General features: G+C 50.6%; 2 pseudogenes. Both read left to right on the forward strand.

The annotated features are described in order from the left end of the window. Nucleotides 1-919: pseudogene (locus tag KHO31_RS38910) on the forward strand (type VI secretion system Vgr family protein); the annotation flags it as partial. Continuing rightward, nucleotides 909-1,814, forward strand: a pseudogene (locus KHO31_RS38915) (hypothetical protein); the annotation flags it as partial. The pseudogenes KHO31_RS38910 and KHO31_RS38915, both read left to right, overlap by 11 nt.

Consider the following 1,814-nt stretch of genomic DNA (forward strand, 5'->3'; position numbering starts at 1 on the left):
TGTCAGTGAGCATATCGAAGCCACGTCGTATTGGGGCATGTTGAACAACCGGACGCCGTGGAAGGATGGCAGCGGAAACCAGATCAGAGGTGGTGGTTCAAGGGATTCGAATTTCGAATTTGCATACAGCGAGCAGGACAAGGCGATTACCTGCACCGTCAGGGTGATGCTGGTTCCGATGGATCTGTATCCGGTCGACGCACATGGAAATCGTGATCTTATGGCTACGCCGCAAACCGTCCCATATGAGACGACCACTCACTGGCAAATGATGCCCGGCTCCACGGTCAACGGTGTGAAGATGGACTATCGCGATGCAGTCGGGGATCAATATGATGTCGGCGCGCTAAAGAGTCGTATTGAGGCTGTGCTGAACCAGGGGAACTACAAACTGATCCTCGACGGATGCTCCAAGGGTGCGGCGTGCGGATGCCGGGTGAAGGTCAATTTCAGGGTTGATCTCCGCGTATCGGTCAGGGGCGTGCCTATTAACGGATTCAAGAAGCACGTTTCACTTCACCTGTTTCCGTTTGTTCTTCGGGCGGATACGTCGTCATGGGGGGAGGGGCAGAAATGGCGGGATGAACAGGGGGACATATATGATTCTGCGCGCGCAAATGTCGAGGCACATGAATGTGGGCATTATTTCAATTTCCCTGATGAATACTACGATCGGGGTGGCTGGCTTCACGAGTCTTATATCAAGGACGAGCAGATCGATTTTTCTCTGGTCGATACGGAGGCGGGAACCTTGGTGTGGCAGGCACGTTCACCGAAGAACCTAATGGGTTATGGTGCAAATGAACCGTTGCAGGAGGGTAAGGTAACGGCAACGATCAAACCGTATTACATGGAATACGTGCGGCGTCAGTTCTCGCTTTCAACAAAGAAGTTGTGGAGGGTTGGCTATGATTCGTAATTTCCGGCGTATTGCGTTGAGCATTCTGGCAATCTCCCCAGTTGTTCTGGCGGGGTGTGCAAATGGAGGGACTATGGATATGGAAAATCACGCGATGCAATTTAGCTACACCACAAATGGCGGAGCGGATGGAAGCGCCAATTCCTACGGAAACAACGAAGTGACAGTTTCGGGGAATGTGCTATCGGTCCAGATTGGTGACTCTTCAAACAACAGGAATATCAATGGGATTGGGATCTATGAATTGAAGTTGCAGGGTGAAAATCTGGAATCGGCCAAGACGCTTGCTGAGTTGCTATGCTCTCCGAAGGACCCAAAAAGCGACGTTCCAGTCACTGATCTTTACGGTGCACGATGCGACGGAAAAATGAGAAGTGGTTTCGTGAGGGACCTTAGTCGTTCTGTTGCAATCAAGATCGCCGATCTGGTGGATTTGCTAAGTAATGCAGGGGTTCAGGATGGACGGAAAATTGTGAAGCTGGATGTCTTACTCACGTCTATTGCCCACGCGAAGGATGGATTTCTGGTGCACGTAAGATTCGACAATACGGGAGATTATCCGATCAAATTCAAGACGCCCGATAAGTGGGATGCCAGGATTGGCAAGGATATGGATATCTTGGGCGTAAACGGCTACCAAACTGGATCACATGATTCTAAATTTGGTCTTGGGTTGGCGGGTAAGTTGCTTGAAAATTCGGGCGAATTTCCCGATGGAGAGGTCAGTCTTGCGCCGCGCAGTTCGGTGACTTTCAGGATGAAAACAACATCCGTCAGTAAATTCGTCGCGGGTAGCTATGATCTCAATGTTGGCGTGTTCATGAACATGGAAGTCATCGGGACCCAATCGAGTCTGGTGCGTGTCGATTTCCATTCTGACTACAAGAACCCGACC

This window comes from Paraburkholderia domus, from assembly GCF_905220705.1.
In the GTDB taxonomy this organism is placed as follows: Bacteria; Pseudomonadota; Gammaproteobacteria; order Burkholderiales; family Burkholderiaceae; genus Paraburkholderia; species Paraburkholderia domus.